General features: G+C 61.0%; 16 protein-coding genes and 1 tRNA gene. 14 read left to right on the top strand and 3 right to left on the bottom strand.

Annotated elements, in window-relative coordinates:
- Window positions 1–390: 390 nt before the first annotated feature.
- Window positions 391–467 (bottom strand) — tRNA-Met (locus ACESMZ_RS14265).
- A gap of 253 nt (window positions 468–720) precedes the next feature.
- Between ACESMZ_RS14265 and ACESMZ_RS14260 the strand changes: the two genes are divergently transcribed.
- From ACESMZ_RS14260 to ACESMZ_RS14230, 7 genes are all read left to right on the top strand, one after another.
- The gene (locus ACESMZ_RS14260) at window positions 721–1,158 is read left to right on the top strand and encodes an META domain-containing protein (protein WP_372972803.1); all 438 of its coding nucleotides are present in this window, start codon (window positions 721–723) and stop codon (window positions 1,156–1,158) included.
- 189 nt (window positions 1,159–1,347) lie between these two features.
- A complete protein-coding gene (locus ACESMZ_RS14255; protein ID WP_372972802.1) occupies window positions 1,348–1,821 on the top strand; it encodes an acyl-CoA thioesterase in 474 nt (157 codons plus the stop codon).
- A 150-nt stretch (window positions 1,822–1,971) separates the two neighbouring features.
- Complete coding sequence (gene acsA / locus ACESMZ_RS14250) at window positions 1,972–3,702, top strand: acetate--CoA ligase (protein ID WP_372972801.1); 1,731 nt, start codon at window positions 1,972–1,974, stop codon at window positions 3,700–3,702.
- A 20-nt stretch (window positions 3,703–3,722) separates the two neighbouring features.
- Window positions 3,723–5,702: a pyruvate dehydrogenase (acetyl-transferring) E1 component subunit alpha gene (pdhA, locus tag ACESMZ_RS14245; RefSeq protein ID WP_372972800.1), complete on the top strand. Its 1,980-nt coding sequence runs from the start codon at window positions 3,723–3,725 to the stop codon at window positions 5,700–5,702.
- Window positions 5,699–6,952, top strand: a complete 1,254-nt coding sequence (locus tag ACESMZ_RS14240) for a dihydrolipoamide acetyltransferase family protein (protein ID WP_372972799.1) — start codon at window positions 5,699–5,701, stop codon at window positions 6,950–6,952. Before pdhA ends, ACESMZ_RS14240 begins: the two co-directional genes overlap by 4 nt.
- Window positions 6,949–7,191, top strand: coding sequence for an acyl carrier protein (locus tag ACESMZ_RS14235; RefSeq protein WP_091848648.1), 243 nt, complete (start codon window positions 6,949–6,951; stop codon window positions 7,189–7,191). The genes ACESMZ_RS14240 and ACESMZ_RS14235 overlap by 4 nt, the downstream gene beginning before the upstream one ends.
- 71 nt (window positions 7,192–7,262) lie before the next feature.
- Window positions 7,263–8,576 (top strand): erythromycin esterase family protein, encoded by a 1,314-nt coding sequence (locus tag ACESMZ_RS14230; protein ID WP_372972798.1) that lies wholly within the window; start codon window positions 7,263–7,265, stop codon window positions 8,574–8,576.
- A 60-nt stretch (window positions 8,577–8,636) separates the two neighbouring features.
- Here ACESMZ_RS14230 and ACESMZ_RS14225 read toward each other — a convergent pair whose 3' ends face one another.
- Together ACESMZ_RS14225 and ACESMZ_RS14220 are read right to left on the bottom strand one after the other, a co-directional pair.
- Window positions 8,637–9,305 (bottom strand): phosphoribosyltransferase, encoded by a 669-nt coding sequence (locus tag ACESMZ_RS14225; protein ID WP_372972797.1) that lies wholly within the window; start codon window positions 9,303–9,305, stop codon window positions 8,637–8,639.
- Between the two features lie 84 nt (window positions 9,306–9,389).
- Window positions 9,390–11,342, bottom strand: coding sequence for a sigma-54-dependent Fis family transcriptional regulator (locus tag ACESMZ_RS14220; protein ID WP_372972796.1), 1,953 nt, complete (start codon window positions 11,340–11,342; stop codon window positions 9,390–9,392).
- 287 nt (window positions 11,343–11,629) lie between these two features.
- Here ACESMZ_RS14220 and ACESMZ_RS14215 point away from each other — a divergent pair, with 287 nt between their 5' ends.
- The 7 genes from ACESMZ_RS14215 (at window position 11,630) to ACESMZ_RS14185 (ending at window position 23,306) form a co-directional block, all read left to right on the top strand.
- The gene (locus tag ACESMZ_RS14215; protein WP_372958079.1) at window positions 11,630–12,574 is read left to right on the top strand and encodes an alpha/beta hydrolase; all 945 of its coding nucleotides are present in this window, start codon (window positions 11,630–11,632) and stop codon (window positions 12,572–12,574) included.
- 4 nt (window positions 12,575–12,578) lie between these two features.
- On the top strand, window positions 12,579–14,207 hold the full coding sequence (locus ACESMZ_RS14210) for a flavin-containing monooxygenase (RefSeq protein ID WP_372958078.1): 1,629 nt from the start codon (window positions 12,579–12,581) through the stop codon (window positions 14,205–14,207).
- A 320-nt stretch (window positions 14,208–14,527) separates the two neighbouring features.
- Window positions 14,528–16,012, top strand: coding sequence for an aldehyde dehydrogenase family protein (locus tag ACESMZ_RS14205; RefSeq protein ID WP_372958077.1), 1,485 nt, complete (start codon window positions 14,528–14,530; stop codon window positions 16,010–16,012).
- A gap of 79 nt (window positions 16,013–16,091) precedes the next feature.
- Window positions 16,092–18,188: a PQQ-dependent dehydrogenase, methanol/ethanol family gene (locus ACESMZ_RS14200; protein ID WP_372958076.1), complete on the top strand. Its 2,097-nt coding sequence runs from the start codon at window positions 16,092–16,094 to the stop codon at window positions 18,186–18,188.
- 111 nt (window positions 18,189–18,299) lie between these two features.
- Complete coding sequence (locus tag ACESMZ_RS14195) at window positions 18,300–20,360, top strand: TonB-dependent receptor family protein (RefSeq protein WP_372958075.1); 2,061 nt, start codon at window positions 18,300–18,302, stop codon at window positions 20,358–20,360.
- 133 nt (window positions 20,361–20,493) lie between these two features.
- Window positions 20,494–20,958 carry a (2Fe-2S)-binding protein gene (locus ACESMZ_RS14190; protein WP_372958074.1) on the top strand — a complete coding sequence of 155 codons (465 nt, stop codon included), beginning with the start codon at window positions 20,494–20,496 and terminating at the stop codon, window positions 20,956–20,958.
- A complete protein-coding gene (locus ACESMZ_RS14185) occupies window positions 20,955–23,306 on the top strand; it encodes a xanthine dehydrogenase family protein molybdopterin-binding subunit (RefSeq protein WP_372958073.1) in 2,352 nt (783 codons plus the stop codon). The genes ACESMZ_RS14190 and ACESMZ_RS14185 overlap by 4 nt, the downstream gene beginning before the upstream one ends.
- The last annotated feature ends 1 nt before the right edge of the window (window position 23,307 follow it).

Here is a 23,307-nt window from a genome sequence, read left to right as displayed (position 1 = left end):
AAACCCCGCGTCGCTACGCTCCGATGGGTGGCAGCCTTGCCCCGGTCCGGGTGGCAGGCTTCACGTGGAATGGGTGGCAACCTTCAGCGGTTTACGCATTTTGTATCGGCTTTCCAACCGTACCAGGCTCAGGGTAGGTACTCTTGATACTACAGCGGCACTTTTTTCATCGTCTGCCATGGGATGCGCCCAGGCATCACACCAACGAGAAACAAAAAAAGGCAGACCAGTAACTCACTGATCTGCCTTTCTTTTATAGGGTGGCGGGAGCGGGCACGGATGAGCGCCTGAGGCAGCGGCCTTGCCGCACGCAGTGCGGGTGGAAGGTGTTGACTCAAAAGTCCCCTGTAGAAACAAGAAAAGCCAGCGATAAGCTGGCTTTTCTTAATATGGTAGCGGGGGCAGGATTCGAACCTACGACCTTCGGGTTATGAGCCCGACGAGCTACCAGACTGCTCCACCCCGCATCAAACTTGTCGTCATCACAAAAAGTTCTGGTTAACTTTTTGTTTTAGCAGTGTTTTCTGTTTGCTTCACCGCTCAACGTGGTGCGTATATTAAGGATTCGGCGGGGGGCTGTCAACGGCTATTTAAAGATTTTCTGTTGAGGATAACCCCTACGTCTCCTCAGCCTGGGAGTGCGGCTGTTGGAAAGGGTGATAAGATTCCGGGGCATCGTAAAACATTTCAGTGCTCAACTGTCCTGGTCAGGAGAACCGCATGATTGAGGGAGTTATCAGACGCACGGTGTTGCTGTTGTTGTTTGCTGTCTTGGCAGGCTGTGCAACCGGCCGGTCGGTGCCGGACCAGCCGCTGCTGAATACCTACTGGAAACTGGTGAGCCTGGAAGGCTCAGGAGTGACGGTTATCGAGGGACACCGGGAGCCACACCTGGTTCTGTACCAGGAGGGCCAGCGCCTCGCAGGTTCAACGGGGTGTAATGACCTCTCCGGCCGTTATCAGCTGGATGATGACCAGGTCAGGTTCCGGAACCTGGTTACTACGTTGATGGCCTGTCGTGAGGTGATGCAACAGGAAGCGCTACTTCTGGAGGCGCTGAAAGACACGGCCAGCTGGACGGTGGATGGTGACGCGCTCGTGTGCCGGGATGAACGGGGTGCTCCGGTGGCCCGGTTCCAGGCAATCTATCTGTACTGAAGGTGCGGGAAAAGCGACCGTCGGGGCGTAGCCAGCGACTGCCTGGTCGAGGGGGTGAATAGTTGCATTGCTATCTGCCATAATTGCCGTTTCAGATTACGTTGCCCGACTGGCATGCGACCGGCAAATGGTGGCATGCAACCGGTACGGCAACCCCCCCATGTAAAACAATGATAATCAGGAGTAATCATGGACACCCCATTCCGCTATTACATGCAGGTCCGCTACGGCGAATGCGATGCCCAGAAAGTGGTTTTTAATGCCCGCTACGGTGATTACATCGACCTGGCAGCCACCGAATTCCTCCATCACATCTGCGAGCAGGATCAGCTGCCCGGCGGAGGGTTTGACTACCAGGTGGTCAAGCTGACCATCGAATGGAAGGCCCCGGCACGCTATCGGGATCAGCTTGAAATCACGGTGAAGCCGGGACATATCGGCAATACGTCATTCACCCTGGATATGGACATCGCCAACGCTCGTACCGGTCAGTTCCTGGCAAAGGGCGAGATGATCGGCGTGACCGTGCATCCGGAAACCGTTGAGAAAATGCCCATTCCCGAGCTGATGCGCCAGGCGCTGGAGCAGGGCGGACGTGGTGAGTTTATCGACCATGCGGGCATACATACCGCCAGCGAAGTTGCCACCTCCGTAGAAGCCTGAGTTCCTTTGTGGCCGCTCGGGGCAGCCGGCTCCGGGCGGATGACCAATGATCGCCGACCCCCCGTGCGCATACGGATTCACGACGCCACTGGAGTCATTCTGGACTAAGCTCATGCATGGGACTGAAGCTCAAGCATCGGGAGGAGCGACATGCAGGCTGAGTCGGCTAATCTGCCGGATTACGAGCAGTTTTGTGCCAGTTTTTCCTGGGCCCAGGCCCGGCAGGAATTGGCAGGCATGGGCGATGGTCGGCTCAATATTGCCTTCGAGGCGCTGGACCGGCACATGGGTACTGAGGTGGCAGAACGCACCGCCATCCGCTTTATGCCCCGCGACAGTGAAGTCCCGGTGGAGATCAGCTATCGGGCCCTGAACGAGCGCGCCGCGCGATTTGCCAATGTGCTGCAGGATCTGGGGGTCAGGCCCGGCGAACGGGTCTACGGTCTGTCCCACCGGATTCCGAATCTCTATGCAGCGGTGCTGGGTACCCTCAAGCACGGCTGCGTGTTCACACCCCTTTTCCCTGCCTTCGGCCCGGAACCCATACGTCAGCGTGTGGAGATCGGTGAGCCAGCGGTGCTGGTGACCAGCGAGCGGTTGTATCGGAAAAAAGTCGCGGACTGGGTGGCAGACACACCGTCGATACGCCATGTATTGCTGATTGACCAGCTCGACGAGGCGCCACCCGGAACCGGGGATGCCGCGTCGCTGATGGCGGCGGCCAGTGATCAGTATGCCACCCGGGCCATGGACCCGGAGGACCCTGCACTCCTGCATTTTACCAGCGGTACGACGGGCAAGCCCAAGGGCGCCCTGCATGTGCACGAGGCCGTAGTGAACCATCACATGACCGGTCGGTATGTGCTGGACATGCACCCGGGTGACATCTACTGGTGCACTGCCGATCCGGGCTGGGTCACGGGAACCTCCTACGGCATCATCGCGCCGCTGACCAATGGTGTCACCATGGTGGTGGACGAAGCCGAATTCGACGCCGAGCGCTGGTACCGGATTATCCAGGATCAGAAAGTCGCCGTCTGGTATACCGCTCCCACCGCCATCCGCATGTTGATCAAGCTGGGTCCGGAGCTGCCCCGGTCCCATGACCTGTCCTCACTCCGGTTCATGGCCAGTGTCGGCGAACCCCTCAACCCGGAAGCGGTTATCTGGGGCCGCAAGGTGCTGGGCAGGCCCTTTCACGACAACTGGTGGCAGACGGAAACCGGCGGCATCATGATCAGCAACTATGCCACCATGGAGATTCGCCCCGGCTCTATGGGCAAGCCCATCCCCGGTGTCGAGGCAGCGCTGGCGCGGAAGACCGAAACCGGTATCGAGCTGATCACCGAACCGGACGAGACGGGGGAGCTGGTACTGAAGAAGGGCTGGCCTTCCATGTTCCGTGGCTACCTTCATCAGCAAGAAAAATACCGTAACAGCTTCGTCGGTGACTGGTATCTCACCGGTGACCTGGCACGCCGGGACGCCGATGGTTACTACTGGTTTGTCGGCCGTGACGATGACGTTATCAAGTCGTCGGGACACCTGATCGGCCCATTCGAGGTGGAAAGTGTCCTGCTCGAGCATCCTGCGGTAGCCGAGGCCGGTGTTATCGGCGTCCCCGACGAGATCGCGGGAGAAACCGTGAAGGCCTTTGTGTCCCTGAAACCGGGCTATCAGCCGGAGGAGGCTCTGCGCAAGGAGCTGATGGGGCTGGCCCGCAAGCGGCTGGGGCCGGCGGTGGCTCCCCGGCAGATCGATTTCCGGGAAGAACTGCCGCGCACCCGCAGCGGCAAGATCATGCGCCGCTTGTTACGGGCGAGGGAACTGGGCCTGCCGGAAGGTGATACCTCCACCCTGGAGAGCGGGGGTGCGCAATGAACCCTTCCGGTAAGCCAAGGATGTCCCGGGAGCACGCGCTTCGCTTGCTTCGGGACATGCTGCGTGTGCGACGGTTTGAAGAACGCTGTGTGGAACTGTACACACAGGAAAAAATCCGTGGCTTCCTCCATGTGTGCATCGGTGAGGAGGCCGTGGGCGCCGGTGTCATGTTCAATATGACAGAGGACGAGGCCGTCGTGGCCACCTACCGGGAACATGGCCATGCCCTGCTCAAGGGTATCTCCATGGAGCGGGTCATGGCGGAGATGTACGGCAAGGTGTCGGGCTGCGCCAGGGGGCGAGGTGGGTCCATGCACCTGTTCGATGCCGATACCCGGTTCTTTGGCGGCAATGCCATTGTTGGTGGCGGAATTCCCATGGCGGTGGGGCTGGCGCTGGCAGACAAAATGCAGGGCCGCACCCGGGCAACGGTCTGCTTCTTTGGTGAGGGCGCCGCCTCGGAAGGCGTGTTTTACGAAAGTCTCAACCTGGCCGCCCTCTGGCAGTTGCCGGTTGTCTTTATCTGTGAAAACAATCACTACGCCATGGGGACGCCCCTGAACGTTGAGCATGCCCGGGGCGAGGTCTATCACAAGTCAGAGGCCATTGGCGTACCGTCCGAGCGGGTGGATGGCATGAGCGTGGTCCAGGTGGAGGCCGCCGCCCGCAACGCCCTTGACGCGGCACGGTCGGGCAAGGGGCCACGACTGATCGAATGTGATACCTATCGGTTCCGTGCCCACTCCATGTTCGACCCTCAACTCTACCGGGACTCGTCGGAAGTGGAGGCCTGGAAGGAAAAAGACCCCATTGTCCGCCTGGCCGACTGGATGGAACAGACCCACCTCATGCAGGAAGGGGAGCGGGAGGCCCTCGAAATGGAGATCGCCAAGGAGATCGACCAGGCGGTCCAGTTCGCCGAGAACGCCGACTGGGAGCCGCCGGAAACCCTGCGCGACTATGTTTCCCTCCCTTTGCCCAGTCCCTTGGCGCCACCACCGGCACCGGAGTCGGAACCGGCGCAAACCAGCATGCGCGAGGCGTTCAATCGCAGCCTGCAGGAAGCCCTTGAGCACGATGAGCGGGTATTCCTGATGGGGGAAGACATTGGTCGCTATGGTGGCTGCTATGCGGTAACCCGTGACCTGCTTGCCGAGTTCGGGGGCGATCGAGTGAGGGACACACCGCTGGCGGAGAACGGCTTTACCGGTGCCGGTCTGGGAGCGGCCCTGGGTGGCATGCGGCCCATCGTGGAAATCATGACCGTGAACTTCAGCCTGCTGGCCATGGACCAGATCGTCAATACGGCCGCTGCCTTGCTGCACATGTCCGGTGGCCAGTTCAATGTGCCGGTGGTGATCCGCATGGCGACGGGCGCCGGGCGGCAGGTGGCGGCACAGCACTCCCACAGCCTGGAAAACTGGTACACCCATGTGCCCGGTCTTCGTGTGCTGGCACCGGCTACGGTGGAAGATGCCCGGTACATGCTCTGGGCCGCACTGCAGGACCCCAACCCGGTACTGATCTTCGAGCATGTGATGCTCTACAACCACACCGCCGAACTGACGCCGCAACCGCAGGGTGTGGACATCGAGAAAGCGGCTATCCGCCGTCCGGGCACGGATATCACCCTGATTACCTATGGTGGCTCCCTTTACAAGGCACTGGAAGCGGCGGAACAGCTAGCCGGCGAGGGGATCGAGGCCGAGGTGATCGATTTACGGGTGCTGCGGCCGCTGGACACCGATACGCTGGTGGAGTCGGTTACCCGCACACACCGGGCGGTCATTGTCGATGAAGGATGGAAAACCGGTGGCCTGGCCGGTGAATTGATGGCCATCCTGAATGAGCGCGCATTCTGGGAACTGGATGCACCGCCGGCCCGGGTTTGCAGTGAAGAAGTTCCGGTGCCTTATCCCCGGCATCTTGAGCAGCTGGTATTGCCCCGTATTGAGCAGATTGTGGCGGCGGCCCGGCGGACGCTCGGAGAGACCCCATGAGTGAGTTCACCATGCCCTCCCTCGGTGCGGATATGGATGTCGGCAAGCTGGTTCAGTGGAAAGTGAACGTCGGCGACCAGGTAACCCGGGGGCAGGTCATTGCCGCCGTGGAAACCTCCAAGGCGGTGCTGGATGTGGAGGTGTTCGAGGATGGCGTGGTCGAGGCGCTCTACGTCGGAGAGGGAACCGAAGTGGATGTGGGCACGCCACTGGCGCGGATTGGTGATGGTAGCGGAACGGGCAGTCCCGGCCCGTTGACTGAAGCGGGCTCCGGGCCAGAAGTGTCTTCACCAGAGACAGCAACATGGGCCACCGTTGCCGAGGTGACCGCTCACGATATCGGGCCAGAAAAAGCCTCAATGGAACACCAGCTATCGCCGTCAGAAGCAGGGGCTGAAGAGTCGGTCCCGGACAGCCAGGGTTCGGGGCGAGTGCCGGCTTCACCGGCGGCCAGGCGCAAGGCCCGGGAGGCGGGGGTCGATCTGTCGGATATCCGGGGCAGCGGTCCAGACGGCGCCATTGTGCTGCGGGACCTGCAGGGTGCAACGCCTGGGCGCAGGCAGGCGCCCGCCGGAGGCGGCTTTGACCGGGAGCAGATGCGCACCACTATCGCAGCAGCCATGACCCGGTCCAAGCGCGAGATTCCCCATTATTACCTGGCGACCATGGTAGACCTGCATGCGGCTGAAGCCTGGCTGGCGGACTATAATCAGCATCAACCGCCGGAGAAAAGGCTGTTGCTTGCTGCCCTGTTCATGAAAGCCACCGCCATGGCCCTGGCCCGTTATCCCGAGCTCAATGGTCACTATGGCGAAGCAGGCTTTGTCGCCGCTGCCCGGGTCAGTCTGGGCATGGCGGTGCATCTGCGTGGCGGCGGCCTGGTGGCCCCAGCCATACCGGATACCGACAAGCTGTCGCTGCCGGAGTTGATGCAGCGGTTGCAGGACCTGGTTGGCCGCGCCCGGGGAGGTGGCCTGCGGCTGTCCGAGATCACAGGCGGCACCGCCACCGTTACGGCCCTTGGTGATCGGGGCGTGGATACGGTCTACGGCGTGATCTACCCACCCCAAGTCGCCATGATCGGCATTGGTCGTGCCCGCCGCCGGCCCTTGGCAGTGGGGGACGGGGTCGCCGTGCGCCTGGCCGTGGACCTGACCCTGGCGGCCGATCACCGGGTCTGTGATGGCCACCTTGGTGCACTGTTTCTCAACGAGATTGAACAACGACTACAGCAACCGGAGGCACTGTGAATCGGGACGAATTGCGCAAGGCGGTGCTGGAGGAGTTGTCGGATGTGGCGCCGGACATCGACATGGCCACGTTTGACGACAGGGCCAGCCTGCAGGACGAATATGACCTGGATTCCATGGACCTGCTTAACCTGGCGGCAGCGGTACACAAGCGGCTGGGTGTGAACATTCCCGACCAGGACTACGCGCGGATGCGGTGCGTTGCGGACCTGCTGGATTACCTGCAGGAACGGGTCTGACGGGGCATGTTGAAGACTGCTGGTCCGGGGGGATCCATGAACAAGGATTATTTCCGCGGGGGTTGAAAAGCATGCACACAAGCTCAGCAATCACGCCCATTTCAAAGCGGCTGTCCCAGGTCGCGATTCACTTTGATACGCTTCAGGACATGCCCATGGATGGCCTGATGCGACGCATCGGCAATGCCAGGGTCGTAATGATCGGCGAGGCGTCCCACGGAACGTCCGAGTTCTATGCAGCCCGTGCACGGATTACCCGCCACCTTATTGAGCGCTTGCATTTCGACTTTGTCGCCATTGAGGGCGACTGGCCAGACGTATCGCGGGTGGACCACTATGTGCGGCACCGGCGCGCCCCGGCGTCCGAGTGGACAGCGTTTGCTCGTTTCCCAACCTGGATGTGGCGTAACGAAGAGGTGCGGGAGTTTGTGGATTGGCTGCGGCACTGGAACCTGGAACGCTCAGAAGCCACCCGCGTTGGCTTCCACGGGCTGGATCTGTACAGCCTGTACCTGTCCATGGAGGAGGTGCTCGCCTACCTCCGCCGCCATGAGCCTGGCCTGGCGAAGCAGGCCCTGGCCGGTTATCAGTGTTTGCTGCCGTACCGGGATGACCCGGTCAATTACGCCCGGACTGCGCTGAACCCCCGTTTCCGCAGTTGCGAAGACGACATCCTGTCGACACTGGCCAACCTGTATCAGCATCGGCGCGAGCTCGCCAGGCACGATGGCGAATCGCTTTTCGATGCGCTCCAGAATGCCAACCTTGTCGCCAGTGCCGAAGAGTATTACCGCACCATGTTCTTCAGTGATGCCAATGCCTGGAACCTGCGGGACACCCATATGTTCTCTACCCTGGAGCGATTGCTGGAGCACTATGGCGACAACAGCCGGGGCATTGTCTGGGCCCACAACTCCCATGTCGGCGACAGCGATGCGACGGATATGAGCCTCAGGGGGGAATACAACATCGGCCGGCTGGCCAGGGCGCGTTATGGCGACGATTTGTTCAGCATTGGTTTCGGTACCCACCAGGGCACCGTGATGGCGGCATCTGACTGGCGTGGCGAGGCCGAGGTCAAGCTGGTTCGTCCCTCCCTCGCAGACAGTTATGAACTCGCGTTCCATGGTAGTGGTGTTGAGCGGGCATTGGTCCCGCTCAGGCATGGCGATGATGAATTACTCCATTTGCTCCGGCCAAAGCGCCTTCAGAGAGCCGTTGGTGTTATCTATCGTCCCGAGACAGAGCGGCACAGCCATTATTACCACGCCAGCCTGCCGCGGCAATTCGACGAGTACATCTGGCTTGACGAGACACGGGCAGTGACGCCTTTGAAGGCACGTGCCCTGCAGGGGTTACCGGACACCTATCCCTTTGGCCTTTGAACCCGCTGGTACGATGAGGGGGTGGGGTGGAGAGCCTGGCGCAACGGCCGGTCACCTCCCTCAGTTGTCGCGACCCTGGCGGTCCGCCAGGGAGGCTTCCAGGGCGCGAATGACTTCTTCCTCCGACACCTGGTCAAAATCCACGTACCAGAGGCCAACGGAGTTGAAGCGCGGGGGCTCCAGCAGGCAGACACACTGGTCGGCGATCTCGGAGAAGCGTTCGATGGTGCCCGGTGGCCCGACCGGTACAGCAACGATAATCCATTCGGCACCGCGTTTTCTCAGTACCTGCACCGCCAGCTCCATGGTGGCACCGGTGGCAACACCGTCATCCACCAGTATGACCGTGCGGCCAGTGACATCGGCCTGCGGTCGTACCTCCCGGAAAAGTCGGGTCCGGGTTGCCAGAACGGCCTTTTCCTCGGCCTCGACCCGCTCAATGTCCTCCTGCGGGATGCGGAGCCGGTCGACCAGCAAGGTGTTCAGGTAGCGGGTTCCATCTTCGGCGATGGCGCCCATGGCCAGTTCGGGCTGCCCCGGCAGTCCGAGTTTGCGAAGGTTGAGTACGTCCAGTTCCAGTCCCAGCTCTCTGGCAACCTCCCACGCAACCGGAACCCCGCCCCGGGGGAGCCCCAGAACCACCGCATCATGGGGTATCGAATATTCCCGCAGTTTCTGTGCAAGCGCCTGACCAGCTTCAACCCGGTCCCTGAATGAGGATCCGGCCATGGTGTCTGTCCTTATAGTCTGCCCGTCACACCTTTGTTTATTTAAGTCCAGTCATGCTCCCGTGACAAATGTCCATGGCCAGCATCAACAGGGCGTCTTGTATTGGCCAGGGCTGCTTGCGGGCTCCTTGTTCAGGCGCCGGTAGAGTGTGGACCGGCTCACACCCAGGGTCTTGGCGGCAGCGGAATAGTTGCCATTGCAGGCTTGCAGGGTTCGTTGCATGTGCTCCCATTCCAGGTCTTTGAGGTTTTGGGGCTGTTGTTCGGGGGTGGCAAACCGGGTGTCTGTTCGCACCGGCACCAGGGCGTGCTGCTGGAGCTTGCGGCGCCAGCGTATCGGGAGATCTGCGGTGGTCAGATACTCAACGCCAGGTTGCGCTCCTACCAGCAGGGCTTCCAGGCAGTTTTCCAGCTCCCGCCAGTTGCCGGGCCAATGGTATCCCGCCAGTTGCTGCAACAGTTCCTGGTCAAGTTCGGCGGCGCTGGCGTGGCGTGCACAGACGTCGTGCCAGAGGCGGTCGATGGCTTCCGGCAGGTCGCCTTGCTGGTGGAGTGCCGGCAGTTCGACCACCATCGCTGCCAGCCGGAAATACAGGTCCTCCCGGAAACGTCCCTGGTCCACAAGTTCCTCCAGGTCGTGGAGGCTTGCCGCTACGATGCGACAATCGATCGGCAGTTCTTCATGGCCGCCGAGGGGTGTGACGGCTCGTTCCTGGATAACCCGCAGCAGCCTGGCCTGCAAGTCCAGCGGCATATCGCCAATTTCATCCAGTAACAGGGTGCCGCCCTGGGCCTGCAGGAAGCGACCGTCGTAACCGCCCTTGCGGGCGCCGGTAAACGCACCGTCGCGATAACCAAACAGTTCACCCTCAATAACGCCCTCGGGTAGGGCTGCGCAATTGATGGCTACGAAGGGGCCAGCAGATCCTGTGTCGGTATGGAGGGCCCTTGCAAACTGTTCCTTGCCGGTGCCGGTATCGCCCTGTAACAGCACCGGCATCCCCGCTTCCAGGGCCCGTACGGCCCGCCGGGCTTCCGTGGCCAGTTCACCTGGCCAGGATCGGATCAGTCCGTCCGTTGCCGATAATTTCCCGGGTTTGCGTATTGGGAGTGAGGTGACAGCGCGCCAGTTTGACGGTGGCGACAGCCGGCCGATCATCTGACGCCCGGTTGTTTCCAGGCTCAGTACGCCGGGATATTTCCTGCAATGGTCCACCAGGGCGCCCCAGGACACCCCGAAAATTGACTCTACCGGACAGCCGACCAGCCCTGTCTCAGCCGTTACGAAGGCCTTGAGTGCGTGTGAGCTGGCAGCAGTCAGTGAGCCGTCTTCGTTAAAGGCAAGCAGCCCCGACGGCTCCTGCTGTGACCAGGTGGACAGGGCCTGCACCTGCAGGATCCAGTGATCACGGTAGCTGTCCAGGAACAACTGGTGCTCGAAAGCCGCCGAAAACCAATTTGCGTGGTCAAGGAACTGGTCCGGTCGCGGGTGGTTGGCCGCAAAGGTAAAGTCGATCAGCCCCAGAACCTCGCCGTGCAAATCGAACAGCGGCGCGGCAACACAACCGACGGTCACCTCCGGGTATAACAGGTGCTCACAGGAATTCACCAGCACCGGTTTGCGCTCAATCAGGCAAAGCCCGGGGCCGTTCGTACCGGCCACAGACTCGGGCATCAGCGTACCGGGATCCATGGTGACGTCGGCCATGAAGTCCTGGTGCGGCCCTAATCGTTTAAGTACCGTCGCATCGGGAGAAGCCAGGATCACCTGGCAGTCATTGAGATTGCCAGAGAGACGCTCCGCCAGTGGTGACGAGAGCTTGAGAAAACGCTGGTGACGGCCCAGTTCATGCTTCAGTTCCGCGCTGGCCATCTGGGGCAATTCCGGCTCGGAACCTACCCGTAAACCGGATTCCAGGCATCTGAGCCAGGACTGGCCGATACTGGCATCGAGTAAATCGGTGGACACGTGGCCTCGCTCTGCCTGGAGGTAAGCCTGCCTGATAACTTCCGGTGTACGGAGGACCGTCCGAAACATCCCGTGCACTCCTGTAGGGGTCTTGTTCTTGTTGTCTGATTCTGCAACACCTGTCTCACTCTGACACAGACGATGCCTGCTTCATATTAGCAAAGTTTCCGCTAACCACATGACTGCCAAGCTTTCCTTGATATATCCCCTGGTTGGCACGGCTCTTGATGAGCATCTGGACGGGCTGTTTCAGCCTGCACACCAACAATGACAACAAATGTGAAAGGGAAACGTTATGACTCAGAGTTCCGGAAAATTATTCAATGGGGCGTGCCGCGCCGGGGAGGTTTGCTGGTATGGCTATTGACCAGGCATCACAGATGTTCCTTGAGGCCCTCGCCAAACCCGGCGCCCCGGCAATCCACGAGAGCACACCTGCGGTCGCCCGCATGAGTGGTCCGATACTGGCCGGCATGAGCGGGAAGGGGCCGGAGGTCGGCGCGGTCGAGGCATTCAGGCTTGCGACCCGTGACGGTGACGAAATCCGGATGCGGGTCATGAAACCCGAGGGCGTGGCAAAGTCGGTCATCGTTTATTTCCACGGTGGCGGTTGGGTCATCGGCGACATTGATCTCCAGTACGACAACCTGGCCCGTCAACTGTGTGTCAAGACACAGTCCGTGATCGTACTGGTGAATTACCGCAAGGCGCCGGAGCACCGATTCCCGACCGCGATCGAGGACAGCCTTACCGGTCTGAAGTGGGCTGCAGAGCGCAAGCGGGACCTCGCCGGCTCGGATGTGCCACTGATCGTCGCCGGGGACAGCGCAGGCGGCAATATCGCGGCCGTGATGACCTTGCGGGCCCGGGACGAAGGTGGCCCGCACATCGACTACCAGGTCCTTGTGTATCCGGTCACTGACTGTGACTTTGACCGGCCCTCCTATGTTGCTCCCGAGAATCAGCTACTACTCAATCGGGAGACGATGATCTGGTTCTGGGACCACTACCTGCCCGCCGGAGACCGGACCCACCCGGATGCATCGCCGTTGCGTGCGAAGGATTTATCCGGCCTGCCGCCGGCGCTGGTTTACCTTGCCGAATGCGACCCTCTGCACGATGAGGGTGCCGAGTACGCGAGCTCGTTAAAAGAGGCTGGCGTCGAGGTGGAAGTGAGCGTCGCCGAGGGCCAGATGCACGCATTTTTCCAGATGGCAAACATTCTGCCGGGGTTTGACGTTGGCGTTGACTATGTCAGTGAGCGGATCAATGCCCACCTGAACAAGCTTGCGGAGGGTTAGGATCATGAACACATCAGCAGCACATAATCGGCATAATAAGCCTGGAGGCGTCGACTACGACGTCGTGATCATCGGCGCGGGGTTCGCCGGTATGTATCAGTTGCACAAGCTCCGTCAGATCGGGCTGAGTGCGCATATCTTTGAAACCGGGGACGACGTCGGCGGTACCTGGTACTGGAACCGTTATCCGGGCGCGCGGGTCGACATCGAGTCGATGGAGTACTCGTACTCCTTTGACGACGACCTGCAGCAGGAGTGGCGCTGGAAGGAGCGGTATGCGCCCCAGCCCGAGCTGTTGGAATACGCCCGCCATGTCTGCGAGCGTTACGATCTGGGCAAGGACATCAGCTTCTCGACCCGGGTCAATAAACTGGCATGGGATGAACACGCGCGGACCTGGACGGTGAGCACATCGGACGGCAGGTCCACCACTGCCCGATACGTCATTGCGGCGACTGGATGCCTGTCCAAGCCTTCTGAACCGACGTTCGAAGGTATGGAAGACTTTAAGGGAGAGATGTACTGGACCTCCCGGTACCCACGTGAGGGTGTCGATCTGTCGGGCAAGAAGGTCGCTGTGATCGGTACCGGGTCGTCGGGCATACAGACCATCACCACAATCGCACCGGAGGTTGGTCACCTGACCGTCTTTCAGCGAACGCCGACATTCGCGGTGCCTGCTCACAATACCCGTATCTCTGACCAGCGAGACGCCGAAATCAAGGCCAATTACGATGAAATCCGGCGCCTCGGTCGCGAGACCACGGTCGGCTTCAACCAGCCTCCAGGTAACGTGATGTTCGCCGATGTTTCCCCGGAAAAGGCACGCGAAGACCTGGACAAACGATGGGCTCGTGGTGGCCTGGGGTTCAGTTTTGGCTTCGAGGACGTCTTGTTTGAGCCCGTGGCGAATGAGTTTGTGGCGGACTATGTCCGCAACAGGATCCGTGAGAAAGTGAAAGACCCGCAAACGGCGGAGCTGTTGTGCCCCACGAGTTATCCCATCGCCAGCAAGCGGATGTGTGTCGATACCGGTTACTTCGAGACCTACAATCGGGACAACGTCGACCTCGTCGATCTTCAAACCGAACCACTCAAACGGATTACGGAAACCGGGATCTGTGTGGGCCGTCGGGAGATCGATTTCGATGTCATCATCTTCGCCACAGGCTTTGATGCGATGACCGGTGCCTTGAACAGTATGGACATCCGCAACGGTACCCATACGCTGCGTGAGAAATGGAGTCACGGACCGCGAACCTACCTCGGCCTGATGAGCCATGGATTCCCGAACCTGTTCATGATTACCGGTCCCCAGAGCCCATCGGTTCTATCGAACATGATGGTGTCCATCGAGGACCATGTGGACTGGGTCAGCGAGACGCTGAGGGATTTGACCGCTTCGGGTCAGACCCGGATCGAACCGGCGGCTGAGGCAGAGGACAACTGGGTCCATACGACCAACGACCTCGCCAACCTCACCCTGATGCCCCAGGCCAACTCCTGGTACATGGGCGCGAATATCCCCGGCAAAGAGCGGGTTTTCATGCCATTCGTGGGCGGAGTGGATACCTACGCCCAGATCATCTCTGGTGTGCGAGTGGCCAACTACCATGGCTTTGAACTCACTTAGGGCGCAATAACCGCGCCTGGCCTGGCAGATGCCGAATTTCTGTGGAGGTGTCTGTCAGGCCAGGCCAACCTGCAAATTTTTCTTTCCGGATCGACCTTCCAGCAAATCGGACCTGCCCGTTCCCTGGTGTCTGATTTTGCGACACCTGTCGCACACTGACACAGGCCAAGCCAGGGTTGTTATTGAATGCCTACCGGTAACCCCATGATTAAAAAGGCCGGCTTGATAGCTTCCTTGCTGGCATGACTATTGATACGTACCTGGGCAGGCTGCTTCAGCCTGTACACCAACAATGACAACAAGGGTGAAAAGGTAACGCTATGACCCAGATTTCCGATTCGGTTAAGGCCTGGCTTGATAGAGACCACAAACTGTTTATTGGCGGCAAACCGGTTGATGCGGTGAGCGGCAACTCGCTGGACGTATTCAACCCGGCAACCACTGAACGAATTGCCCGCGTGGCGTCCGGCGGGGCAGAAGATATTGACCGTGCGGTCAGCGCTGCCAGGGAGGCCTTTGGCACCTGGCGCAAGGCGCGCCCAGCGGTCCGGGAGAAGCTGCTGCTGGACCTGGCGGATGCGATAGAGGCTCGCGCCGATGACTTCGCCATCATTGAAACGCTGGATAACGGCAAGCCGGTGACTGTGGCCAAGGGCATGGATGTGGCCAGTGTGGTGTCGTTTATCCGTTATACCGCTGGCTGGGCCACCAAGATCGATGGCCGGTCCATGACCCCCAGCTTACCGCCGGTCCCGGATGAGGCACAGATTGTTGCCTACACCCGCCGGGAGCCTGTCGGGGTGGTTGGTGCCATCGTTCCCTGGAATTTCCCCTTGCTGATGACCGCCTGGAAGGTGGCGCCTGCCCTGGCGGCGGGCTGCACGGTGGTTCTCAAGCCAGCCGAAGATACGCCCCTCACGGCACTGCTGCTGGCGGAAGTGGTCAACGAGGTTGGCTTTCCGCCCGGCACCCTGAACGTGGTTCCGGGGCTTGGCTATGAGGCCGGTGCAGCCCTTTCAGGGCATCCCGGCATCAACAAGATTGCCTTTACCGGTTCAACCGCCGTTGGCAAGCAGGTGGGCCGGGCCGCCATGGAGAATATGACCCGCACCACCCTGGAGCTGGGTGGCAAATCGCCGGTGATGATTCTGCCCGACGCCGACCTGGATATGGCCGCGGCCGGTGCCGCCCAGGCGATCTTCTTCAACCAGGGCCAGGCCTGTACCGCAGGCTCGCGCATCTACGTACACGAGAGCATTCATGACGCTTTTGTGGGCAAGCTGGTGGACCAGGCCAGGGCGCTAACCCTCGGCTCGGGAATGGATGAGACCACCATGATTGGCCCGCTGGTCTCTGCAAAGCAACAGGACCGGGTGCTGGGGTACATCGAGCAGGCCCGTGCCGACGGCGGCAAGATCGAGATCGGTGGGGGCAAGGGGCTGGATAAAGGCTATTTCGTCGAGCCCACGGTCATAACCGGCCTGGCCCAGGGCAGCCGCTGCGTGCAGGAAGAAATCTTCGGACCGGTAGTGGTGGTCCAGCAGTACAGCGACACGCCAGAGCTGATTCGCCTTGCCAATGACAACTGCTACGGGCTTGCGGCGAGTATCTTTTCCAATGACCTGTCGCAGGTAAACCGCCTGATTCCGGAAATCGACGCTGGCTCGGTGTGGGTTAACGGCCACCACCTGATCGACCCCTGCATGCCGTTTGGCGGTTTCAAACAGTCCGGCTCCGGTCGAGAGCTGAGTGACAGCCTGATTGACCATTACACCGAGCAGAAGTCTGTGGTCATTCTATGCTGAGAGGGCTCTCCGATCTGACCGGGTAACACATCAGCCGTTGTCAGTGACGGCATATAACAACAATGCACAGGAAATTCCCATGACAAAGAACAATAGACGGATTCTGTTAACCAGCCTGGTGGGGGTGCTTGCCGCCGGCCACGGTCTGGTTACTGCTGCCGATGAGGCAAGGTATGTCGACGAAACCCACAAGGCCATCGCCGAGAACGGCGACACGGGGAAAAACTGGCCGGCCCACGGTTTTGACTACCAGGAGCAGCGATACAGTCCCCTGGACGAGATCGACACCGACAACGTGGACAACCTGAAGCTGGAGTGGAGTTACAACCTCGGCTCCAGCCGGGGCGTGGAGTCAACACCGATTGTGGTGGACGGTGTGATGTATGTGACGGCGCCGTGGAGCATCGTTCACGCGGTGGATGCCCGCACCGGCAAGAAGCTTTGGACCTACGATCCGGAAGTACCCAGGTCCTATGGCGAAAAGGGCTGCTGCGATGTAGGCAACCGGGGTGTTGCCGTACGCAACGGACTGGTATACTTCGGGGCCTTCGATGGACGGCTGATCGCCCTGGATGCGGAAACCGGTGAGCGTGTGTGGGAAACCGACACCATTGAAGATCGCGAAAAGCCCTACACCATCACCGGTGCACCCCGGGTCTTCAAGGACAAGGTGATCATCGGTAATGGCGGCGCCGAATACGGCGTACGGGGGTATATCACCGCCTACGATGCCGACACCGGCGAGGAAGCCTGGCGCTGGTATACGGTGCCGGGCAACCCGGATGAGCCGTTCGAGAACGACGCCATGGAAATGGCCGCTGAAACCTGGGATCCCAGTGGCAAGTACTGGGAAGCCGGAGGCGGTGGCACCGTCTGGGACAGCATGGTGTTCGACCCGGAACTGGACCTGATGTACATCGGTACCGGGAACGGATCGCCCTGGTCTCACCGGCATCGCAGTCCGGGTGGTGGCGACAACCTGTTCCTCGCCTCTGTTGTCGCGCTCGACCCGGATACCGGAGAGTACGTCTGGCATTATCAGGAAACCCCAGGCGACAACTGGGACTATACCTCCACCCAGGACATCATCCTGGCGGACCTGCCCATCAACGACGAAACCCGCAAGGTACTGCTCCACGCCCCGAAGAACGGCTTTTTCTACGTGGTGGACCGTGAAACCGGCGAGTTCATTTCGGCGGAGAACTTTGTGGACGTGAACTGGGCGACCGGTTATGACGAATCCGGACGGCCCATGGTCACAGAGGAAGCCCGGTCCGAGGACGAGGCTTTCGACGCCATACCGGGGCCCTATGGCGCCCATAACTGGCACTCCATGTCGTTCAGTCCGGATGCGCAGCTCGCCTACATACCGGCCCAGAATATTCCGGCTTCCATGCAGAAAATGCCTGAGTGGGACTACAACGAGGAAGAGCCAGGTGTATTCATGAGTGGCACGGGCTGGAATACCGGCATGTTCCTGAACCCCACCGAACCGGGCAGCAAACCGTTTGGTCGCCTGGTGGCCTGGGATCCCGTGAAGCAGCAGGAAGCCTGGCGCTACGAGCACATTTCGCCCTGGAACGGTGGCACCCTGACCACAGCCGGTAACCTGGTCTTCCAGGGTACTGCCGACGCCCGCCTGATGGCGTTCAACGCCAGTAACGGCGACAAGCTGTGGGACACCATGGTAGGCACGGGCATCGTTGCTGCGCCGGTAACCTACGAGGTGGACGGACAGCAGTTTGTCTCCATTGCCGCCGGCTGGGGCGGGGTCTACGGCCTGGTTCAGCGTGGCAGTGACCGGACCATTCCGGGAACGGTCTACACTTACTCCTTGTCAGGCGAGGCGGAACCGCCCGAGTACAGCCAGCACCAGCAGGCCAACCTGGTTTCCGGCGTTGACTATAACCCTGAGCAGGCCGAAGAAGGGCTCGGGTTGTATATCGCCAACTGTGTCGCGTGTCATGGCGTGCCGGGGGTAGATCGCGGTGGCGCGATTCCCAACCTGGGCTATTCCAATGCCAAGGTGATCAGTGACCTGGAATCGTTTGTACTGGAAGGGGTACTGGCAAACCGCGGTATGCCTGACTTTTCGGAGCGACTGAGTGAGGAGGACGTGGACAAGATCCGGGCCTTTATTATGGGCACGGCGGACACCATCCGCGCCAGCCAATAATCCGGTCATCAAACCCGCACTCCCCGCCGGCCAGCCCTGGCCGCCGGGGCGTGCCTGTTCCAACTCCACCTGTTTCCGGGCAAACCTATGACAACAAGAATGCAGCAGCGTGTGACACTATTTCTGATTGGGGCAGGCCTGTTTCTGCCCGCCACGGTAATGGGGCAGGCTGAGACGTCAGCCAGGTCAGCGAGCGAGCCAGAAGAGCGCCCCGCCATCCTGGTAACAGCCCCACGCCTTTCCCGTTCCCTCCAGGATACTCCGGCCGCCGTCTCGGCGGTTACCCGGGACCAGATACAGCAGGGCCAGCAGGGACTCCAGCTGGATGAGAGCCTTGTTATTGTTCCTGGCCTGTTTCTCCAGAACCATAACAACTTCGCCCAGGGTCAGCGGATCGCCAGTCGTGGCTTCGGCGCTCGATCACCCTTCGGCATACGTGGTATTCACGTCCGCGTGGACGGTATTCCCTATACCTTGCCCGATGGGCAGGCCCAGGTGGACGCCATTGACCTGGACAGTGCAGAACGCATCGAGGTCATTCGTGGGCCGGCCTCGGTACTTTATGGCAACGCCGCTGGCGGTGTGATTGATGTCTCCACGGAAGATGGCAGTCAGCGGCGTAATACCGCCGATATCGGATTACAGGGTGGCAGCGATGGCTACCGCAAGCTTTCCGCCAGCCAGGGCGGCGAGCACGGTCGCTGGACCCACAATATCAGCGTCTCCGCACTGGATTTCGAGGGCCAGCGGGACCAGAGCGAGGTGGAGAAGCGCCTGTTCAACGGGCGGGTCGGCTACCAGATTGATGACCATCGAACCCTGTCGGCCCTGGTGAACATCCTGGACATGCCGCTGGCGGAAGACCCCGGTGGACTGACCCTGGACGAGGTCGAGGACGACCGGGACCAGGCTGCTCCCATGTCGGCCATGCTGGACGCCGGCCAGGAGGTGGAGCAACAGCTTGTGGGGCTCCACTACCAGGATCGTGACGCCGGTGGTGGAGATTTTAACCTGAGGGCGTTTGCCAGCTGGCGGGATTTCGAACAGCAACTGCCCTTCCCGGGCAGCAGTCGGATTCGTTACGACCGCTTCTATTACGGCGGTGGAGCGGACTACCGGCGAGGGCTACAGCTTTGGGGCCGGCCCACCACCGTCATGGTGGGCACCGAAGTGGGCAGGCAGGAGGATGACCGTTCCCGCTTTGCCGTGAATACCGATCGGGAGATCACCGCCCGTACCGGTGATGAGCAGCAGGACGCCACTTCGACGGGTGTGTTCGCGCTGGCGGACATGAATGTGCATGACCGCCTTACCCTAAGCACCGGGGTGCGCCACGACTGGGTCCGCCTGTCCATCGATGACCGATTCCTGGCCGACGGGGTCGACAACAGCGGCAGCCGCACCTTCCGGGAATGGACCGGCAGCCTGGGCGCGCTTTATCGCCTGGCCCCGGACCATTCGCTCTATGCCAACGTCGCCACAGCCTTTGAAACCCCCACGTTCACGGAGTTTGCGAGGCCGGACGGGCAGGGCGGGTTCAATAGTGACGTGGAGCCCCAGAAAGCCATCAGCCGGGAGCTGGGTATACGGGGCTATCTGTCGATGGGGCTCGAGTATGACCTCAGCCTCTTCCGCATCGATGTGGACGATGAACTGCTCCCGTTCGAAGCCATCGACGGCCGAACCTACTACCAGAACGCCGGGCAGACGTCCCGCCAGGGCGGCGAGCTGGCCCTGGACTGGTACATGACGCCTTCCTGGCGCTGGCACAGTGCCCTGACCCTGGCCAGTTATCGCTTCGAGGACTTCGAGACGGATAGCGATGATTACAGCGGTCTGCGAATGCCCGGGTTACCCCGCCACCAGTGGAACAACCGCCTGACCTGGTCCGGCCGCGGCTACCGCTTTGCCAGCATTGAGGGACTGTATTCCGGTGATTTCTACGCCGACAACGCCAACACCGTCGAAGTGGACAGCAGCTGGGTCATGAACCTGCGGGCCGGCACAGGCTGGCAGCTGGGGAGCGACCGCACACTGAAGGTCCATGCCGGGATCCGTAATCTTCTTGAGGAAGAGTACTACGCCAATGTTCGTATCAACGCCAATGGCGGCCGTTACTACGAACCTGCACCGGGGCTGACCTTTCACGGAGGTGTTGAACTGGCCTTCTGATGGGTTCGTAACCACACTATGTTGAACGACTTGCGGGCGGGCACCCGCCACGACATGACGCCGGCGTGTTGAATACCGGAGAGGGCCTGCTCCCTGCGGCAGGCCACACAATAACAGGATGAGGGAGAACGCAATGATCAACCTGACAATAAACGGGCAGGAGCACGAACTCGACGTGCCTGATGATATGCCCCTGCTTTGGGCTCTCAGGGATGTGGTCAAGCTGACCGGTACCAAGTTCGGGTGTGGCATTGCCCAGTGCGGTGCCTGCACGGTGCACCTGGACGGTGAGGCAACCCGCTCCTGCGTGACCCCGGTGGCGAAGGCCGAAGGCAAGGCAATCACTACCATAGAGGCCATGGCCGATGACGACGTTGGACAGCGGGTACAGCAGGCCTGGCTGGAACTGGGCGTGGCCCAGTGTGGTTATTGTCAGGGTGGTCAGATCATGACCGCAACGGCGCTCCTCAAGGAGAACAGCAACCCGGATGGGGCCGAGATCCGTGACGCCATGAACGGTAACCTTTGCCGCTGTGGTACCTATAACCGTATTGAGGCAGCGGTTGCCCGGGCGGCAGGTATGGAGGACAAGTCATGAGCAGGCTGGGCGATTCGGTCATGCTGGCCAATGTGAGCCGGCGCCACTTTCTGCGGGGGCTTGCCGCCGGCAGTGCCTTTGTCATGGCCGCCCGCTGGGGCCTGGCGACGGCCGCAGAGGATGCAGACGATCCGAAATATGGCGCTGACGCCATGCCGGGAGGGTGGGTAGACAACCCCAATGTGTTTATCCGCATCGATGAGGACGGCACGGTCACCATTACCAATCACCGGGCCGAGATGGGCCAGGGTATTCGTACCAGCCTGGCTCTGGTGGCCGCAGACGAGCTTGGCGCTGACTGGGACAGGGTTGAGGTAGAGCAGGCTGACGCCGACCAGGAAAAGTACGGCAATCAGAATACCGACGGTTCCCGCAGTATGCGCCACTGGTATGAGCCCATGCGCCGTGCTGCTGCCGGTGCCCGCCTCATGCTGGAGCGGGCGGCTGCCGACCAGTGGGGCGTGCCGGTTGACGAGGTGGAAACCCGTGTACACGAGGTGGTCCACAAGAACAGCGACCGCAAGCTTGGCTTTGGTGAGCTGGCCAGGGCAGCCCGCGAACTGGACGTACCCGAGCGGGATGAGCTGGAACTGAAAGCGGATAGCCAGCTGCGCTACATAGGCCGTGAAACCGGCCCGGTCAACGGCAAGCTGACGAATACCGACACCCGTCCACCCGCCATTGACGGCGAAGACGTGGTGACCGGCAAAGCCCGGTTTGGCGCCGATGTGCAGATGGACAACATGCTCTACGCGGTGATCGCACGACCGCCGGCGCTGGGTGCCGGGATCGGCAGCGTGGATGACAGCGATGCCGTCAAGGTCCGGGGTGTTGAAAAAATCGTCCGCCTGGACGGTACCGGCATGCCCGCCCTGTTCAATCCGCTTGGCGGCGTGGCGGTTGTCGCCAACAACACCTGGGCCGCCATCCAGGGCCGTGAGGCACTGGCCATAGAGTGGGACCTGGAATCCGCCGGAGACAACGCCGGCTATACCTCCGACGACTACCGCAAGATGCTGGAAGAGCGCGCCGAGTCACCCGGCAAGGTTATCCGGGAATCCGGGGATGTGGAAAAGGCCCTGGAAGAAGCGGACAAGACCGTCACCGCCACCTATTACATGCCGCATATGGCCCAGGCGCCCATGGAGCCCCCGGTGGCTATCGTTCAGTTTAATGGCGACAGCGCGGAAGCCTGGGCGCCAATCCAGCATCCCAGGGCGACGCGGGAGGGAGTCGCTGGTGCTCTGGGGCTTGACCTGGAAAAGGTAACCGTCCATCAGACCCTGTTGGGGGGTGGCTTCGGTCGCAAGTCCAAGCCGGACTTCGTGATCGAGGCGGCCATGCTGGCCAAACAGTTTGAAGGCCGCCCGGTACGGGTTCAGTGGACCCGGGAAGACGATATCCACCATGCCTATTTCCATGCGGTGTCGGTGGACCGGCTGCAAGCCGGCCTCGACAAGGACGGCAAGGCCACGGGCTGGCTGCACCGTACCCTGTCACCGAGCATCGGCTCACTGTTCGCCGAAGACCCGAAACACAAAGCGGACTTCGAGCTGGGCATGGGCTTCAACACCATGCCTTTTGATATCCCGGCCATTCGCCTGGAAAACCCGGAGGCAGCCGCCCACACCCGTATCGGCTGGTTCCGCGCGGTCTACAACCTGCCCCATGCCTGGGCGATCCAGAGCTTCGCAGCGGAAATGGCTGAGGCCGCAGGGCGGGATCACCGCGACTATCTTCTGGAATTGCTGGGTGAGTCCCGGCAGATCAGCCCGGAAGAGTTCAAGGACGGCTGGAACTACGGGGAAAACCCGGAGGTTTACCCCATCGATATCGGTCGCATGAGAGCCGTTGTTGAACGGGCAACCCGCGAAGCCAACTGGGATAACAAGGACCGGGGAGAGCGGCGCGGGCTGGGCCTGGCCATGCACCACAGTTTCGTGTCCTACACCGCCATCGTGATGGATGTGGAGGTCAACGACGACAATGAGGTGATCATCCACCGGGCTGACATTGCCTTTGATTGCGGCAAGGCGGTCAATCCGGAGCGGGTACGCTCGCAGCTGGAAGGCGCCTGTGTCATGGGTATCGGCATCGCCCTGCAAAGCGAAGTGTCATTCCGGGATGGCAAGGCCGAACAGGACAACTTCGACCGTTATCTGATTCCCCGCATGGAAAATGCCCCCCGGGAAGTGCATGTGCACCTGGTGGACGGCGGCGAGGATGCCCCCATGGGCGGTGTGGGTGAACCCGGCCTGCCACCGGTCGCGCCGGCCCTCTGCAACGCTATCTACGCGGCCACCGGCAAGCGTATCCGCCGGTTACCGGTAGGGAACCAGTTGGGCTGAC

Origin of the sequence: Marinobacter sp. (assembly GCF_041690615.1) — a bacterium.
GTDB lineage: Bacteria > Pseudomonadota > Gammaproteobacteria > Pseudomonadales > Oleiphilaceae > Marinobacter.
Note: the sequence above shows the minus strand (reverse complement) of the source record. Positions and strands in the feature narration are given on the sequence as shown.